10 protein-coding genes and 1 riboswitch are annotated in these 18,730 nt (G+C 38.3%); of the genes, 2 read left to right on the forward strand and 8 right to left on the reverse strand.

The window, feature by feature from the left end; translation table 11 throughout:
• Positions 1-4: 4 nt before the first annotated feature.
• From MKJ01_RS02890 to MKJ01_RS02900, 3 genes are all read right to left on the reverse strand, one after another.
• On the reverse strand, positions 5-1,321 hold the full coding sequence (locus MKJ01_RS02890; protein ID WP_241611591.1) for a hypothetical protein: 1,317 nt from the start codon (positions 1,319-1,321) through the stop codon (positions 5-7).
• A 302-nt stretch (positions 1,322-1,623) separates the two neighbouring features.
• On the reverse strand, positions 1,624-4,905 hold the full coding sequence (locus MKJ01_RS02895; protein WP_241611590.1) for a TonB-dependent receptor: 3,282 nt from the start codon (positions 4,903-4,905) through the stop codon (positions 1,624-1,626).
• A gap of 61 nt (positions 4,906-4,966) precedes the next feature.
• On the reverse strand, positions 4,967-5,911 hold the full coding sequence (locus MKJ01_RS02900) for a FecR family protein (protein ID WP_241611589.1): 945 nt from the start codon (positions 5,909-5,911) through the stop codon (positions 4,967-4,969).
• 240 nt (positions 5,912-6,151) lie between these two features.
• On the opposite strand from MKJ01_RS02900, the gene MKJ01_RS02905 reads away from it, so the two are divergent.
• Both MKJ01_RS02905 and MKJ01_RS02910 read left to right on the forward strand, forming a co-directional pair.
• Positions 6,152-6,772 (forward strand): RNA polymerase sigma factor, encoded by a 621-nt coding sequence (locus MKJ01_RS02905; protein ID WP_241611587.1) that lies wholly within the window; start codon positions 6,152-6,154, stop codon positions 6,770-6,772.
• A gap of 157 nt (positions 6,773-6,929) precedes the next feature.
• Positions 6,930-8,165: a YaiO family outer membrane beta-barrel protein gene (locus tag MKJ01_RS02910; protein ID WP_241611585.1), complete on the forward strand. Its 1,236-nt coding sequence runs from the start codon at positions 6,930-6,932 to the stop codon at positions 8,163-8,165.
• A gap of 402 nt (positions 8,166-8,567) precedes the next feature.
• On the opposite strand, the gene MKJ01_RS02915 is transcribed toward MKJ01_RS02910, so the two are convergent.
• The 5 genes from MKJ01_RS02915 to MKJ01_RS02935 form a co-directional block, all read right to left on the reverse strand.
• Positions 8,568-12,005: a sulfatase-like hydrolase/transferase gene (locus tag MKJ01_RS02915; protein WP_241611584.1), complete on the reverse strand. Its 3,438-nt coding sequence runs from the start codon at positions 12,003-12,005 to the stop codon at positions 8,568-8,570.
• Positions 11,999-13,066, reverse strand: coding sequence for a hypothetical protein (locus MKJ01_RS02920; protein WP_241611583.1), 1,068 nt, complete (start codon positions 13,064-13,066; stop codon positions 11,999-12,001). Before MKJ01_RS02920 ends, MKJ01_RS02915 begins: the two co-directional genes overlap by 7 nt.
• 6 nt (positions 13,067-13,072) lie before the next feature.
• Positions 13,073-13,429 (reverse strand): response regulator transcription factor, encoded by a 357-nt coding sequence (locus MKJ01_RS02925; RefSeq protein ID WP_241611582.1) that lies wholly within the window; start codon positions 13,427-13,429, stop codon positions 13,073-13,075.
• Positions 13,430-13,439: 10 nt separating this feature from the next.
• Positions 13,440-17,366, reverse strand: coding sequence for a response regulator (locus MKJ01_RS02930; protein WP_241611581.1), 3,927 nt, complete (start codon positions 17,364-17,366; stop codon positions 13,440-13,442).
• Between the two features lie 680 nt (positions 17,367-18,046).
• Complete coding sequence (locus MKJ01_RS02935; RefSeq protein ID WP_241611580.1) at positions 18,047-18,325, reverse strand: hypothetical protein; 279 nt, start codon at positions 18,323-18,325, stop codon at positions 18,047-18,049.
• Between the two features lie 281 nt (positions 18,326-18,606).
• Positions 18,607-18,699: riboswitch (TPP riboswitch) on the forward strand.
• The last annotated feature ends 31 nt before the right edge of the window (positions 18,700-18,730 follow it).

Here is an 18,730-nt window from a genome sequence, read left to right on the forward strand (position 1 = left end):
AAGATTATTCTACAATTGAGAAATCATATTTTGTCCAAGTACCCTGGAAATTTCCACAGTTTCTCGGAGATACGTTCCAAGCTAGGCTGAAGAACGGACTTGACATCCCGAAAGCATTGGCTGTTGATGAAACCACTAAGTTAGCAGCTGGAATTCCTGCAGTACCCAAACCTGTAACGGCTGTTGTAAACCCATGTACTTTAATTGAGCTGTAGGTAGAAGCAGAAGATAATTCAGAACCTGAACCTTCTACCCGGATTCCTGTAGGATATCCTGTAATAACAGCATCATTTAAAGTTAATTTACCGTTTCTTCTGATGTGGATCCCGTTTTCGTACTTAGATCCAGTATAAGGCGACGGAGAAGAATATAACTGATTGGTCTGCAATCCTACGATCGTTAAATTGTTGACAACAGGATGAGTAATCAATGCAGTTGAAGTACCTCCGGCATTGTTGTCAAGCTCAATACCGTTCGTATCTGAAACTCCACCGCTGATCGTATGGCCTGAATTAACATCTGCCAAAGCCAATGCACAAGTGATTGTTCCTGTATATCCGTTATCGAAGTCAAAATTATCATCTTCTGCTGCAAAAGATACCAAGTTTGTAGCGTTCACAGTTCCTCCGAAGAATTCAAATGAATCATCCTGACCGTAAGAAACCTGGATGTGGTCTAAGGTTGTCCCGCTTCCAACACCTGCTAAAGTTAAAGCATTAACTTCATTCCCTGAATTTGCCCCTACGAAATCGTAACCTGCAAACTCAATACGAACATATTTCATAATTCCTCCGTTATGAGCAGAATTTGTACCGCCAAAATAGAATTGAGGATTTTGAGGAAGACCTTCAACAACAGTAGTTGTAGGGACATTGGTAGGAGCATCTCCTAAAATAATTACTCCTCCGAAATCTCCTGCTTCAGCAGTTGTATCTTCGTTTCCATCCAATAATCTGTAACTTGTAAAGATGATAGGTTGGGATTCTGTACCGGTAGCATTGATTTTACCTGATTTTGTAATAATAAGAACACCTCTACCTTCGCCTACAGCATTTGGCTTGGCTTTGATAAACGTTCCAGGCTGGATCGTTAGTGTAGCACCGTCTCTCACAGATATATTACCGTCAAGCTCTATTACTCCACTCCATGTAGTGTTGCTTGTAATATCTGCATTAACGGTAGTTACCGGAAGAGCTGAAGCTGTAATGTATTCTGCAGAAGTAGACTTCATATCAAAAGAGTTTGAAGAATCTGCTAAAGAATCATTTTGACAAGCAGTAAGAGATAAAACTGCAGCTGCAATAAGAGTTAATTTTTTCATTGTTAAAAATTTTATGCTCAGATCGGTTGTTTATGTTTCAGACCTGATGCTTTTTTATATTAGAAATACCCGCCTCTGTATTCCTGCGATTTGGTTATTGGCTACTTATGCAGTGCATGAGGAGCTGTACTGCAAAGTTTCCCGCTTATAAAAGCCTGTGTCCGGGAAAAACATCTGACCTCCGGTTTTGTCTGAATCTTTACTGCTGCTGCGCATCACCAGTAATATGGATCTGATTCATTCTCAGGGTACCGAAACCTGTACGTCGCTATAGTGAGCTCTTTTCTTTTTTTTAAATCGGATCAGAATGTATAATTCACGCTTAATCCCAACATTCTTCCGCTATAGGCACGGAACATAATCTTATCGATATTCTGATCATACTTATTGGTAGCGCCGGGCAGAAGCTCCAGCATCTCGCGTTCTGTCTGAAAGCTTCCTTCTTTTGCCACGGAATACGAATTGTAATTATTATAAAACTCCTTCACCCTGTTGAAAAGGTTTCTGGCATTAAATTTCACTTCCAGATTCCTATTCCTGAGAAATTTATATGAAACCTGAGCATCTGCAACGGCATACGGCCTTTGTATTTCTTCTCCGTTATATCCGTATCCCACGGTGATGTACTGATCACCTTTGGCATTATACAGAAAGCTTATTCCCAAACGCTCCCCATCATACATCAATCCTAAATTATATGCATAGGGAGTCTGCCCGTAAAGCGGTCTGTCTACCTCATAAGTGGCATCTGAATCTTCTTTTTTATATCGGTCTTTAAAAGAGATGACTTTGGTGTCATTATAGGTAAAGTTTCCGCTGATAAAAAGTTTTTCCAGAAAAGAATCTGTGGCAATGAAGCCCAAATTTTTCCTGACCTCAGCCTCCAGGCCTTTTAGCTTTGCATTTTTGGAATTTCCGTTGTACAGGTGCAAGTTGCCTTCGTTGGAAATATATCCTTCCCTTTCAATCGGCCTGTCAATATTTTTATAATATAATCCTGCAGAAAATATCTCGCCCAAACCGGGAAACCATTCAAACTTAAAATCATAGTTATTCACTATAGATGATACCATTTCGGTATTATGAATCAATCCGTTCGAAATAGGATCGAAATACGGCAATCCTGTTCTCTCATTGAACTGCGGGCGGATGGCCGTTTTGCTATAGGCGAGTCTCAGATTAATTTTGTTTGTCGGGCTATAGGTGAAATTGGCAGAGGGCATGAACTGCCAGGGTTTCTCTTCGACAGCAGTTTTAAATACATTCTGCGGATCGTTGGGATCGAGCTGTTGAGAAATTAAATTATACCTAAAATATTCCGCTCTCAATCCCCACACCAGCCTGAGTTTGTTCCAGCGGTTGTCAAACATAATGTAGCCGGCATGCTGATCAACTTCGCCTTCATATTTCTCGTCATTATAAAGCGGATTGGTCTGCCATCCTATCCCTCCCGGAACGTAATGCGAACCGTCAAACCAGTCAGAAAGTGCTCCCGGCAAAGCCAGAATTTTGGTTCCGGCACCTTTCTCATCCACCCTCAGTAAAAATTTCTGCTGGATATTTGTATTGGCCTTCGATGCACCCGCATATCCTACTTTTATATCATTCTTAAAGCTTCCTGCATCCATGCTCCATTTTACAGAGGCCCCATAGTTGTAATCAGCCTGCCTGTTTTCTATGTAACCCCTTGCAAAATCACTTGATGAGTTATCAATCTGATGGTAGGTTATGGTTTCATTACCGATAAATTCGTATAAAGTCTTATGTAAGGTGTAATCCTTAGTATCGGATGCTACACTTGTCCTTGCCGCAAACCAATCGATATTCACACCTCCTATTTTATGGCTCCCTTCCAGTTTATTTTGCAAAAGCGTTTGATAGACAGGATAATCAGCATTATCGATATAGGGTCTATCTAATGTTTCTATCTGCTGGGGATCATTGTTCGGAATAATTCCGTTATAAAAATAATTATACGCTGCTTCCGCATTGCCCGGTAATCCGCTTCCTCCCGTATATTCATTCCAGCCTGTAATTCTTGTCAGGGTGTTATCATAAATATGTGTATAGGAATTGCGGAAAGAAATCCTGTTTTTACCAAACTGCAACCCGAAATTTAACATTCCTGCAACCGTAGAATTATACGTGTAAGAAGCTCCCTGGTTTTTAAATTGATAGAAATTAACAGGTGCAACTCCGGTTTTCTGCCAGTTGTTCACCAGTTCTGTAGTATCCAGCCAGTTTCCCCTTCCGGTATGGTCGATATCCAATTTGGTCTGTTCATTCCTCATCGTCAAAGCACCGGCAAATCCCCATTTGTTATTATTTTTAAGCTGAAAAGTCCTTCCTAAAGCCAGCTGCATATTTGAGCCTAAATCTGCGGTGGTTCCATAAGTGGTAAAATTATCATTGGTAAACTGCCTGGACTGTTCAAAAAACAAAGGATTTTCCCAGTTCATGGCTTTGAGGCCCATCGGGAAATCTCTTGTTCCGTCATCATACCCGAAATAATCGTATTTCCCACGCTGGCGTGTAAGAGACTCTTTAAATGTTGCAATGTCATTATATGAGGTTCCCATACTGACCACGGTAAAATTCTGATTGGGAATATCTTTTGTCCTTACTTCCACGTAACCTCCTGCAAAGCTGGCATTCATATCCGGGGTTGCGGTTTTGCTTACCACAATACTTTCCACCATTGCGGTAGGAATAATATCAAATGAAAAATTCTGGTTGTATGCTTCCGTACTCGGAAGGCTGATCCCGTCCATCGCAGCGGTATTCCAACGTTCTCCCATAGAGCGGACAACCACATATTTATTATCGATAGTTGTAATTCCCGTCACTCTTTTTAAGGCTCCTCCCACATCGTTATCCGGCGTTTTTGAAATCTGCTCGGCAGAAATACCGTCGCTCATCTGAGCCGCTTTTTTCTGTTGTGCCAGCAATCCGGCCTGGGTATCTGCCTTACGGGCTCCGATAATAACAATTTCTTTAATATCGGTTATTTTATCTGAAGCCGGCTTCATGGCAAATGATACGCTATTGGTTTCATTACGGGTTACCGATAATTTTTCTACTCTTAAGGTATTGAATTTATTAGCCTTAACAGAAAGGGTATATACTCCGGCAGGAAGATCAATGGTAAAATCACCATTATTGTCGGTTGTTACGGTTTTCCCTGCAATCATTACCTGAGCACCAACAACAGGTTTTCCCACTTCATCAACAATTTTCCCTGAAATCCGGCCGTTTCCCGGTACAGCAATCCCCGAATCTATATATTGTATTGAAATAAGGTCCCCGCGCAGACGATATACAACAGAAAGGCCTTGTGTAAGATTTTCAAGACAGCGGTTAACGGAAATATTTTCGCATGTTGTCCCTTTAACTTTTAATTCTTTTATATCAGATTTAGAATAGGCCAGCCTTGCTCCTGTTTTGCCTGCAAATTCTTCCAAAACCTCAATCAGGGGTTTGCTTGCCGGAACAGAGAATGATACTTTTTGTACCAGCTCCTGTGCCTCTGCTGCTGCAGTAAAAAACAACACCGCGATTGTAAAGCTACACTTCAAACTTTTCATCTTCTTTTTCAGTTAAAATTTTTCTGGTTATTTGTTTTGTTGTAATTTTTACAGATCATTATTATTTCAGGATGTAGGTATTGCTGTTTTTTTCGACTTCAAGACCCAGGATAAAGGCAAGTGCATCTATATTTTCTTCAGTACTTCCGCCGGTAAAATCTGCCGTAATTTTCTTGTCTGAAACTTCTTTGGGATATTTGATATTGACTTGATGATTCTCCTGCAGCACTTTTACTACTTCTTTTAAAGAGACATCATTAAAGCTTAAGGACAATAATGTTGAAGCCTTCCTTCCTGAAACTTTATCTGCCGAAATCGAAAGAACACCCGCTGTCCTGGAAACTCCGAAATTGGTCCATTTCTGATGAGGCTTAAGGAAATAAACCGGAACGCCTTCCGAGGAAACGGCTACTTTACCTTCATACAGATCCACTGCCTTATCATTACCCGATTGGGAAATCTTAAAGACCGTTCCCAAAACTTTCGTACTGAAACCGTCAGCATTCACAATAAAAGGATGAATCTTTGATTTTGCTACGGAAAATATGGCGTCACCTTTTAAAGCAACAATCCGGGTTTCTGCAGGAAATGATTTTTCTACTGTAAGTTCCGCACCCGGAAATAAATTTACCGTTGAGCCGTCTGCCAGATAAATTTTCCTGTTGACAGACTCTGCGATATATACATCCGGCTTAAAATAGGTATAGTATGTGAAAAATCCTCCGAATGACAACAACAGCAGAATAACTGCCGCTACCTTATAGACATATTTTTTAAACCCGGATGTATGATTGGCTTTTATATGCTGAACAAAATAAGATTCCAAATTGGATAAAATTCTTTCCTTAGATTCAAGACTGTGATTTTGATCCTGATCATTTTCAACATAGCTGCTCCACGCTTCTAAAATTTCAGTTTCTTTCCGTGATAGCTTTTCCCCGGAAACCTCCCGTTGCCATAGTCTGAAAACAAATGCTTCCGCTTTTTTATATGGTATACCCTTCATAGAATATGTACTTCTAAATTTTCAATGTTTCTACTGATAAGACTGTGAAAACAAAAAACTTCCCCAGGCCGATTGTAACATCTTATTCATATTAAGATCAGGTTGTTAACAATTTTGGAGATTTTAACTGCTTTATCAACATTAGCTTCATATTCGGGCCCTGTTTTTTATAAATAATTAATGCTGGATTTACGAAAGTTCATAAAAAGTTAACTTTACATTAGGTAATTTTGCGGTGTAATGAAAGTGACAGATCAAACTTTATTGAATAAAATAAAATCAGGAGACCAGCCTGCTTTTATGCAGCTGTATGAAAGATATTGGGACCGTCTCTATGCTTTTGTATTCGGCCGGACGAGGAATAAGGAAATTTCGGAAGAAATCCTGCAAAACCTCTGGATTAAAATCCTCGAAGATACTGCCAGCATACAGACCGATGAATCAGGAAGTGCAAAAGGTTATTTATTACGCCACCTTCATTACAGAATCATTGATTTTTATAACAGTTCTAAAAAAGACCAGTCTACCATAAGCATTGATGCATCAGATATCCCTATAGAAATAACGGATACCGAATATTTTGAAATTCTTGAAGAAAATGATATTTCAGCTTTATTTATGATGATCAATGAAGTGGTTTCGAAGCTTCCCGTGACGGAACAACAAGTCTTCGATATGAGGATCCGGAAAAATAAATCTGTTGATGAGACTGCGGAAGCACTGGGTTTAAGCAACAAAACCGTAAGCAATAAATTAAGTAAAACACTCGGAGAAATACGCGAACAGCTAAATCCTGATTACCAGTCTTCTAAAAAGTTTGTCACTTTACTGATGCTGATGGAAATGATTGCCAATCATTAAAACCATTTTGATCTGCTTCTGCAAATCTTCTTAACATACCCTATTTATATGAAAAAGTGAACTGAGTGAACAATATCTCTTTTTACATACATAAAAGTTCAATATATTTGTTATCTTGATAAACTTCAACTGTAAATTGATTAAGCATTTCACTTCAATGAAAATATACTTCGGATCTTTAATGTTATTGATTATGCTTCCATTAAAAATATATGGACAGCAAAGCCCGTCTTCTGACGAATTATTTCTAAAGGCCAGAACGGCAGCTTTTGAAAACAAAGATTATGCGACTTCTATTGCACTTGCAAAACAGGCCCTTGAAATCTCCCCGAATTATACTGATATATCTGTTTTTTTAGGAAGGATTTATACCTGGAATAAAGATCTGGACTCGGCAAGAGCGATTTTCGAAGAGCTTGGAAAGAAGAATGTTCAGGATGAAGATTATTTTATCGCTTACGCATCTCTGGAGTATTGGAACGATCAGAATGCCAAAGCTATTGAAATACTTGATAAAGGATTATCCTATCACCCGCAATCCGAAGCACTGTTATTGCTAAAGGCGAAAGCCTACTATTCAGATAAGAACTATGAGGAATCTGAAAAAGCCGTTAAAGCCATTTTAGCGATTAATCCGAAGAATACAGAAGCCATCAGCCTGGCGGTTAAAATAAACGAACTTAATTCCAAAAATGCAGTAAGCATTACCTATAATTACTCTCATTTTGACAGGCAGTTTACTGATGACTGGCATATTGTGGGTGTGAGTTATAAAAGAGTTACTCCCATCGGGTCGGTAATCCTCAGGGGAAATTATGCCAATAAGTTTGCCCAGAATGGTACACAGATCGAGCTGGAGGCATACCCAAGGTTATCAAATACATTTTATCTTTATGTAGGCGGAGCATATTCCAATGATGTGGGATTATTTCCAAAATACCGTACCGGAGTTTCGTTAAATGCCAATCTTCCCCACAGCTTCGAGGCAGAGATCGGCTACCGACAGCTTTATTTCAGCAACAATATCTGGATGTATACTGCTTCGGTAGGAAAATATTATAAAAATTTCTGGTTTAATCTCCGTACCTACCTTACTCCTGACAACAAGAATATTTCACATTCCTACACGGCGACAGTACGCTATTATACCAAGAGTGCACAGGATTATTTTGCCTTCCAGATCGGAACGGGAATCAGCCCGGAAGAAAACCGTAACAACCTTCTGGAAAATGAAACTTTTAAACTTAAAACCTTTAAAATAGGCGGTGAATATAATTTTGCCATAAAAACCAATGTATTTTCAGTGGGAACCATGTATTATAACCAGGAGTACCGCCCGAATGAAAAAGGAAACCAATTCGATATCACGTTAGGATATACCAAAAAATTTTAGAGAAAAAGATCTGATCTATTTTATCAATTATTCTGCAGCCAAAATTCCTGTATCGGTTTGCGGAAGTGTACAACCTGCAGATTATTAGACTGTTTAAAATTGTATCACTTATATAATGTGGTATATTCTGAAGACACCGTATTATTCTATCTCAGATTTTAATAAGAGATCTTTAATGGAAATTTTCCAGATTTTAAGTAAATTCGTCTATTAATATATTTATTTCAATAAAATCCCGGAAGAGAACCATCTTCCTGGATATAAAATTTTAATGTTACTTTAAAACTGAGATTGGATATAATTCTGTCAGATAAAATTCCTGATGTTTGAATTACAGACAGAAACAGAAACTTTTTATAAAAGACAGCCGCTTCGACAGATTCATTGACATTAAATTTAGGATTATTTTACTCTGTTCTTTTTCATAAAATTAGTCATTACCGAATCAGGCATCAGCTTTCTGGAACTGTAAAACTTAGAATTCATGCTTTTAAAGCGGCTGAACTGTTTTTTCACCATCTTTAAAGCAGTCGCGTCATCACTATCTTCTTCGATGGAATTATTAAGAATAAAAAGCTGGTCATTATGCATATAATATTTCCCGGAAATAAAATCAACCATCATATCTTTACTCTGCATAATCGGGATCTCTGATTTATTGATTTCCGAATCCGGAGATAAGCCTCTTCCCATCCAGGTAACCGTAGAAGGGGTATTAACTTTGTAATTATTCCTGTAAAAAGCCAGAATTGAAGGCGCAATATCAAAATGACTCGTTATTTTCTGAAAACGTTTCGGCTCTTTCAATAACGGAGAATAGATCAGCAACGGAACATGAAACCTGTCAATATTAGACTCCAGTGTGATTTCCGGCATACTGTGATCCCCGGTAATTACAAAGATCGTATTTTCAAAATCTGCGCGCCTGCGGTACTTTTCAAAAAAATCTTTTAATGCATCATCAGCATTAAGCACAGAAACCAGCTGATTCTTAAAGCCTGCAGCCCATTTCTTCTGTTCTCTAGAAAGCAGGTTCGACTGTAGTTTCTGATTGTACATCTTTTCATAATACGCTCTGTTGTTAATCAAAAAAGGATTATGGGTAGAGAGGGTAAGAAGCATATTGAAATAAGGCCGCTCCTGTACTTTCTGCATTTCCAGCACTTTATTGAAAACCGCCTGGTCTTCATATCCCCAGCTTTCGCCACCATTATTAGCAGGAAGCTTCTGGTAAGGACTGCTGAATGAGGCTTCGTCTACAATATGCTCTACTTTGCTGTACTCCAGAAACTCCCTGTACCGGTCGAATGATACATGGCCACCATAGTAAAACCCTGTTTCAAACCCGTTTGCCTTAAATATATTGTACAGGTTGAAGTTTTCCGGCGTCTTACCGATTTCCAGGAACCCGTTTTTTCCGAATGGAAGAGATCCTGTAATGGAAGGCAGGGCACCAAATGTTCTTCCTGCCGAACTTAAATTATTTTCCCAGAACAGACTTTTCTGAGAAAGAGAATCCAGGAAGGGTGTGAAATTCCCGATGTATCCTTTAGGAGAAGTATAGGCGTGGCCAAAGCCTTCGAGTACAACAAAGACCAGATTAGGTGTTTTTGCGGATTTGTTAAAATGAGCCCCCAGAAAATCCTGTGTCTTTTCCTTCCTCCAGAAAGGAAATGCTTCGTTCAGCATTTCAGGATCTGCCGTAAAGTCTTCATTATCATCCCAAAGCTGGGTAAGTTCCGGATGGTCGCTTAAAAAATTATCCTCATTGGAAGTAAAAAAATATGTCCATTTGCTTTTTGCAGCCGTCTGGCTGAATGTATTGGCATGGCTTAATTCATCGCTCTGCATCATATTTGAAGGAATAAAAAAAGCAATAAAGCCAATGGCAAAAAATGCAATGCCTGCATATATTGATTTGAAAGCAGACCTTCCTGCAAACCACAATGGCGTTACCGTTACTGCAATCAAAATCCCCAGGAGCGCAAAGTTTTTAAAGCTAAGCATTCCGCTGGCCTTTAATATCTGTTTTATTTCTTCTTTGCTGTAGTATAGAATATCTGCCCCCAGCATATTCTGAGTTTCAGAGAAATATAAAAAGAGGATGTATTGGATAATGGCTACAAAACCAAGCACGGTGAGAGCCAGAATTTTTGCCCAGCCTTCCTTTATCCAGTTAATAATAAGATAAATAATCCCGAAAATGAATATCAGCTTAAAGGCAAACAGTATATTTTCGAGGAACAGGCTGCTTATCACAGCCGCAGTATCCAGGCCCGGGAAGGAATACCTGTACCAAAGCCACTCCGTGACTACTCCTACTAAAAACAACAGCAGGAAAACGGCAGACAGCATCCCCCATTTTTTAAGCCCGTCCTGAAGAACCGCTAAAATCCTTTCTTTCAGAGGTAAATTTTTAGTACTCTGGTTAAAGCCCTGTCTTGTCATCTCACCCCAGCCATGCGATTTTTTAAAATAATCGATGAATCCGTTCACACCCGCTTTTACGACGATGGGATGAAAATAAAAAGGTTCTGAAAAAGCCGTCCCGATTAAACTAAGAAAATCTTTTCTCTTTGTATACACCTGATAGCTCACAAGGTCCACCAGTATCCCGTATATAGAATACAAGAACCCCATGGAAATTACCAATGCAAACAAAATGAAGAAAAACTGCCAGTTGATAATCCCAAGCAAAAGGAAAATAATAAAAATAATATATCCTAAGAATTCTACCAACGGACCTAGAAATTCAAAAAAGAACCAGTACGGAAGGCTTACCATTCCAAGTTTCCCATACTTTCGGTTAAACATCATTTTTCTATGTTTCCAGAGCGTTTCCATAGTTCCCCGCATCCATCGGTTTCTCTGTTTTTTAAGAATATCCTTACTTTCCGGAACTTCTGTCCAGCAGAGAGGATCGGGAATGGTAAGTACTTCATAAGGCTCTTTCTTTTCTTCCATATATTTCCGCATACGGACTACCAGCTCCATATCCTCTCCTACCGTACTCCTGTCATAACCACCGCATTCAAGAACGATTTTCCTGTCAAATACTCCGAAAGCTCCTGATATAAGAATCAGTCCCGAAGCGCGTGACCAGGCCATTCTTCCCAATACAAATGCCCGTATATACTCCAGTGCCTGAGTTCTCCCTAATAAGGTTCTCGGCATATTTACACTGACTACTTTTCCATCTTCGATGACACAGTTATTGGCAAGACGGATCACTCCTCCACAGGCGATAATTTTTTTATCAGTCTGTTGGAGAAAAGGTTTTGCCAGTTTCAGGATGGCATCCTGCTCAAGGATACAGTCAACATCAATACAGACAAGATATTCTCCAAGGGAAACATTAATTCCCACATTCAATGCATCAGCTTTTCCTCCGTTTTCCTTATCTACGACAATCAGTTTTTTAAAAGCCTGGTTCTTACTTTTATAAACCCCTTTTATCTTATTGGTTTCGATATTCCCCTGTACAAAGAAGGAGATGCATTCCAGTTCATAAGCCTCAATCAGTTTCTGCATGGAATCATCTTTGCTTCCGTCATTGACGATAATAATTTCGAGGTTATGATAGTACAGGGACAATAAAGACCTTACGTTTTCTACAATTGTCATTCCCTCGTTATAAGCCGGAGCAATCAGACTGAAGACAGGTGCATTAGGGTCTGCTGCGATAATACTGTAATCGGTAAATGAATTTTCTTTTCTGTAATCTATTACAGCCCCCAATGCGTAAAGCCCTATCCAACCATAAATGATCGCAACGGCAGTTCCATACAGCAGAAATAACCATATAACAATTTCATAAATAATGTGTGAGAATTCTAACATACTTTTTCCTGAAGTGCGTATTTAACAATCTGAATTAATTCTTCGGATGAAGATTCATCCTGAGCCAAGTGGCGTAAATATTCCTGATGACCTAAGGAAAAGAGTGCTTCTGCAGCATGTACTTTAATTCCCGGATCGATATTATCTGATAATTCTTTTTTAAGTAAGCCCGTACAGGCCTGATCTTTTGAAATTTTCATGACGCGAAGAATTTCAACCTGAACCTCATCAGGCTGATCAGGATAAATTTCAGCGAGATACCCCATTGTTGAGGCATTTTCCAGAGACAAAAGGGTCTGCACCGCCTGTATTCTTACCGCAACAGAAGAATGATCCATCAGTCTGATGACCGTAGGATAAAAAGCAAGCATCTGGAATTTTCTTAACAGCTTCAGGGTAAAAATAATGACAGAATCATTGGTACTGCTCAGCCATCCTGCAATAGCAGGGCCGGAATCTTCCGGTATATTGGGAATGGAAATCAGAAGTCTGAGCTGTTGCCACTCTGAAATTATTCCCGAAGCAGTATCAAGAAATTCCAGTCCTCCAAAACCTTTCAGATTTACCATAGCATATTGGGCTTCCTGGTATACATGCGGAGAGGGATGTATCAGAAAAGAAGAAATCTTTGCCAGAGCCTCTTCTGATTCCATTACGGTAAGCTCCTGGATGCCACCGGCAATTAAGTGTGCTTTTTTCTGATTCAGCTTTTTAAAGGCTTCTTTCTGAAGATCATATTGGCTGAAGAGATTTTTTATCTGGTCTCTTGCTGTTCCTGAAAATTTCTTTTCAGCATCTACCAATTTATGAAGAAACAAATTCCGAAAGATTAAATTGCCTGAAAATGCCTGAAAGTTCTGATCGGGAACTGATTTTTCATCTGCATAAACAATAACTTCCGATATTTTCTCATTAATCATGCCCAGCCATTCTGATACACGCAATGATCTTTTGTACCGGAAAAAGCTAAACAAAAGCACAGCTACAATTAACATCAACACCAATATGAGTATTCCAAGAAATACAATGACAAGAAAATGGATAGAAGTAGTTAACAGCATATGATTTTATTTAGGAGTAAATCTTTTAATCCTCAGCATCAGTTCATTAGGACTAAATGGTTTGACAATAAAATCTGAAGCCCCTAAATCAAAAGCATTCAGTATTACATCTTCCTGCCCCATACTTGACAGCATGATAACAGGCAGTTGCTTGCCCATAGACTGTATGGCAGAAAGGATTTCGATTCCTGAAGCAAAAGGCATCATAATGTCCGTGATCGCAAGATCAACATCTTTTTCTTTCAGGGTTTCAATAGCTTCTTTCCCATTTCGGGTCAGAATCACTTCATGACCCTCTTTCAGTAATTTATGCTCAATCGTTTTAAGGATCAGTTCATCATCGTCAGCGATCAGAATTAACATATGTTGTATTTTATTTTATTAAAGCCTTTATTAAATGTAAACCCGTCGATATTTCATGGATAATTTCCTGCTGTGCAGATAAAAAGTCCATAGACGGATCTGCTTTTTTCTCCCACTGTGAGGCAGCTTTTGCAAGCCTGACCAAACCGGCAGTTCCGGCTGTGCCTTTAAGTTTATGAAGAACACTTTTCATGGTGTCAGCGTTATTTTCTGCCACAGCCAATTTCAGATTATTTTCTGTCTGGGTAAGTTCACTGACTACCAAATTTAAAAACATCTGTTTAAAATCCTCGTCATCATCTCCCATATGTTCATGCAAAAGATTAACATCAAAATAATCTTCAGGCTTTATATCCTCTTCAGGTTGCACAGAAGCAACAGCTTTTTCACTGTTACCAGAAATGTATTTCTCCAGCATTTCCGAAAGGTCGGATTGTCTTAACGGCTTGGAGAGAAAATCAGTCATTCCTGCAATCAGGCATTTCTCCTTTTCTCCTACTATGGTTCCTGCTGTTACCCCGATAATAGGAACCTCCTCATATCCCGGAAGCAAACGGATTTGTTTTGTGGCTTCAATCCCATCCATTACCGGCATCTGTACATCCATCAGGATTACGGCAAACTTTCTGTTCTTACACAATTCCAGAGCTTCAAGGCCATTTACCGCTTCAGTGAGCTGTACGTCCGGAACAAGAAACTTCATCATCTTATTGTTCAGCACCATATTTACAGGATTATCATCTACTAATAAAGCCTGAAGGTCCGGTATAAAATTATGTTGAGAAACCTGGGGTTCCCGTGGCACTGACACAGCCATTTCCTGTGTATTCTGATCCGATGCCTGCTTAAGGGTTTTGTATAATTCCTCCGATTTTATCGGTTTCAGTAAAAAGTATGAATTTTCATTCTTACGGAAAGAATTGATCACCTCGTGTTCCTCTGAAGAAGTATGAAGGATTACAAGGGGTGAAATCTCATTCTGTTTATGGAATAATTCTTTAATTTTTTCTATGGTTTCCAGCCCTGAAATAACAGGCATATGATAATCCATTAAAATAACATCGAAACGCTCTCCGGCGAGCAGGATTTGCAGGGCTTCCATTCCGTTGGCCGCCAATCTTGAATCAATATTTTTATAGGCAAGCATATGCTCCAGAATAACCCTGTTGGCTTCATTATCATCAACAATCAGTACTTTTTTTATTTTCAGCTCTTCCTCATCATTCGGATCGGATATTTCATATAGAACTTCAATATCAAAGAAAAATACAGACCCTTTCTCCGGCGTACTGTTCAATTGGAGATGGCTGTTCATATACCCCAGGATATTGTTTGAAATAGTAAGTCCGAGCCCTGTTCCTCCGTAAGATTTGCTGATCGAGTTGTTTTCCTGTGTAAAAGCATTAAAAATATGCTGCTGTTTTTCCGGTGCGATCCCGATACCCGTATCGCGTACTGCAAAACGTAACGCTAATTTGTCATCGGCCATATGCAGCTTTTCTACCTTCAGCTCTATTTCTCCCTGAGCCGTAAATTTCACGGCATTGCCTAAGAGGTTAATAAGAATCTGTTTTAATCTCGATTCATCGAGCCATATCGTTTTCGGCAAGCCCGGCTCTATATTTAAGAGCAATTCAATATTTTTTCTTTGGGACTGGTAAAGAATAACATTAATTACCTGGCTCACCAAATCATAGACATTAGACCTTTCAATAAGAAGCTCCATCTTACCCGATTCTATTTTAGAAAAATCCAGGATGTCATTAATGATAGTCAGTAAATTTTCACCTGATTCATTGATATAATTAAGATACTGGGTCTGCGTATCATTAAGCGGAGTCCTTAGCAAAAGATCCGAAAACCCTATAACGCCATTCAGCGGGGTACGGATTTCGTGACTCATATTGGCTAAAAATTCAGATTTGGCTTTGCTTGCAATATCAGCCATTTTCTTGGCATATTTAAGCTCATCATTTATTTTTACGGCACCGGTGATATTCTGTACGGATACAATGACGCCGCCCACCGTTTCATCGGAAAGATACCAAGGTCCTACTCTCAGATTATAATGCTGAGGCTCATCTTTATGATTAAGGTTAAGGACAAAATCATCATTTTTATATGCTTTTCCTTCTAATGCATTACGGTAGATTTCTTTTCTTTCTTCAGATACCCCCGGAGAAACTGTAAACATATTGCTTCCTATAAGCTCTTTATTTTTTACATTAAACTCCTCTCTCCATTTGCTGCTTACGCTCAGGTAATTCAGGTCATTATCAAACATTGCTACCGCAATCGGAGCATACGTTACAAACGACTGCATCATTGCTTCCTTCCTGGCCAGTTCAAGATACAGGTTTTTAAAAGCGTCAATATCCTGAATGATCCCGAATAGCTTATTGCAGACTCCATCTTCAAACTCAGGAATTCCTTTAATCCTTACCCAAATTTTGACACCATCTTTGCGGACGAGCTGAAATTCTTCATCATAGGAAAGACCTTCCGATACAGCCCTGTTGATTAAAAATCCTAGTCTTTTCTGGTCTTCTTCGTTGTAAAAACCAACGGCATTTTCAAAATCCGGCTGAAAGTCCGGATCTACTTTATGGATTTCTTTGGCCGTTTCAGACCAGAATACGGAGCTGTCTTTAAGATTCAGTTCCCACCCTCCTACCTGGGCAACAGCGCTGGTCTGCTGAAGTATTTTTTTTACGTAAAGAAGATCTTTTTCCAAAGTCATTCTTTCGGTAATGTTCAAAGCTGTGCTTACCACATACGGTTTACCGTCTTTATTGATTTCTACAAGATTATGATACATCCAAAACAGTTCTTCCCCGTCTTTGGTCTTCAGAATCATGGTGCCAAAATCTTCTTTATTCTGGGTGATGCGCTGCAGGTACTGCTCAAGCAACGGCCACCTCTGTTCGGGAACAAGGTCCCTGAGATTCAGTTGATTTACCTCTTCAGCAGAATAATTGAGTGTCTTTCTCCCTTTTTCATTAACGGCAATAATATTGCCTTCCATATCATGCATGCTCATCAAACCGATTGCATTTTCAAAAAAACTTCTGAAACGGCGCTCAGAATCTTCAAGCTGTAACCTCTCCTCAATATGCTGGGTAATATTGATTCCGAAACAGAAAATTTCAGATTGATTCTGACTTCTTTTCAAATTCCATTCTATAATGATAGAAACCGCTTCACATAGCTTTGTAGAAGTCTTAAAAACCTTTTCTTCATCGGGTTTTAAATTTTCTATATCCAGTACGAGAGCCGGATCCTGTTCTCCCAGAAGAGTAAGGAAATTTAAGTTAACTGCTTCATGCCGTTTTAACCTGAATGTCTTTTCAAAAGCAGGATTGAAATCCTTCAGGATAAACTCATTATCCAGGACGCAGATGAGATTATTTGAAATATTATAGGTTTGCTGAAAATATTCAGCCTGAATGCTTTTCCTGTTGCCCGTTAAAAGCTTTGTAACAGCCTCACCTATCTTTTTTAGAGTAGATATCTGCTCTTCTGATATTGTTTTGGGTTTATAATCTATAACACACAAGGTCCCTAAAGCAAAACCTTCATCATCAATAAGCGGAACACCTGCATAAAAACGGATGCCTCCCTGTATGATTAAAGGATTGCCGGATGTTCTTTCATCTTCTAACGTATCATTGATGATCACTACTTTTGCCGCTGCAATGGTATACTGGCAAACTGTATCTTTCCGGTCTACATGGTCTAAAGACATCCCGATACAGCTTTGTATGTTCTGCGTATCACTTTCCATAATTGAAATAAGTGAAGTCGGACAATCTGTAACCAGACATGCCGTTTCCGCAAAAATATCCAATTGGGGATCTTTAGGTAAGTCGATAAGACCAAACAGCTCCAATTTTTTAATTCTTTTATCCTCGTTGTCAGGAACCGGATAATTATTCATACTATTAACATAATTTCATTATAATTTAAATATACTAAAAAAAATGTGGTCCCGCAAAGATGTGATTTTTATATCACACCAAATAGATTAATCCTGGATTTCATTCAATTTATATGAATAAACATTGATTAATTATGTCCGCAAATTATTAATAAATAATCATATGCCTTTTTCAAACTATTTCTAACCGCAGAAATTACAATTTTCAAATATATTTTATAAAGATTTAAGAAGCCTGCAAGTTTTGAGTCTTTTCAATACAAACTTGTTTATACTTTTAAATCAAAGATTTTCCATAGAATCATCAATATTAAAACTAATAATCTGGAATTCACCCGCAAAGATAAATAGAATATTGGACTTTACCTTGTGATGTGGTGCTATAGGTAACCATCCATAAAAAATCCCTGAATCTCTTCAGGGACAAAACTAATAACCATGAAAACTCAAAATAATGAGCCATGTTGTTATATACGGGAAAATCTTGTCAATGGTTTTATTTAATATAAAAAAAGTTAAAATAGTATAAATGAAAAATTTAACATTATGAATACCAATATTTTAATTCTGAATCCATACATTAATTTGTAATTATATTTATGTAAAAGGAATTGCGGGCGTATATTAAAAATAAGATGTAAAGCCGGCTGTAAAATTGTATTTAAAACTAATTTTAAATACTATCTGATAATTTTTTCAATATTTCCTTTTGCGCAATTAAAAGCTTCTTCAGCTTCGGCAAATGGAATCTGCAGAGAAATTTCAAAACCATTTGTCATGAAAAAAGTAACATGATGCTCCATATTGAAACCCAGAAAAACAATCTGGTCGGCATTGATGAGTAAAGATTTGCCTAAGGTCTTGCAGCCATCAATAGAATTTGGTTTTCCTATTTTGATAACTTTTGAGCCCAGCACATATATTAAACCTGCAGAAGACGTTCTTATAATATATGACATCCTTAAAATTTTCGGTAAAGATACATTTTTTAAAAGAAGAACCTCCAAATCATTGCGGCAATGCATATATAATAAAAAACAATCCACGATATAGTGAATTAATAAGTTGAATAAACAATTTATTAACTCTCTTACAAATAAAGGCAATTTGAATTTAATTAACTGATTTACTGTAAATAATTATACATAAAATGATTATTATATATAAGATCAACAAAATATCTAAGTTACATATGTTTTAATTTTTATAAGCTGAGGATTATCTGATTATTACTATATTTGCTTTGCTTTAGGGGTATTCTGAAAAGAATTGAGAGAGTCCCTTTGAACCTGATACGGTTTACACCGATGTAGGGAAAGGCAATGTCCGTTAGTATCAGGGCTGTTGTTTCTTATTTTCCTAAA

It is taken from the genome of Chryseobacterium sp. SSA4.19 (genome assembly GCF_022601875.1).
Lineage (GTDB): Bacteria > Bacteroidota > Bacteroidia > Flavobacteriales > Weeksellaceae > Chryseobacterium.